The following is a 299-nucleotide window of genomic DNA, read 5'->3' as shown; positions in this document are numbered from 1 at the left end:
GAGAAAACGGCGCCGTCGTTTTCTAAAAAAACTTCGCCATCAATTAAGCAACGACCTAATTCCGCGTGCCAAAAAGTATGAACGTGCCGAAGACATCTTCCAAGGTCGTAATAGCTATTCCAAGACTGATCATGATGCGACTTTTATGTGTATGAAGGAAGATCCGATGATGAATCGGGAGTTGAAGCCCGGCTATAACCTGCAAATCGCTACACATAAGCAATTTGTCCTTGATTACGGTCTCTTTTCAAATCCGACTGACACCAGGACCTTAGTACCATTTCTTACCCAGTTTCATG

1 pseudogene is annotated in these 299 nt (G+C 43.5%); it reads left to right on the top strand.

Annotation, left to right across the window (positions count from 1 at the left end):
* Nucleotides 1-299, top strand: a pseudogene (locus AACL61_RS03125) (IS5/IS1182 family transposase); the annotation flags it as partial.

It is taken from the genome of Limosilactobacillus reuteri subsp. porcinus, from assembly GCF_036621895.1.
Lineage (GTDB): Bacteria > Bacillota > Bacilli > Lactobacillales > Lactobacillaceae > Limosilactobacillus > Limosilactobacillus reuteri_J.
This window is presented reverse-complemented; position numbering and strand designations above follow the sequence as displayed.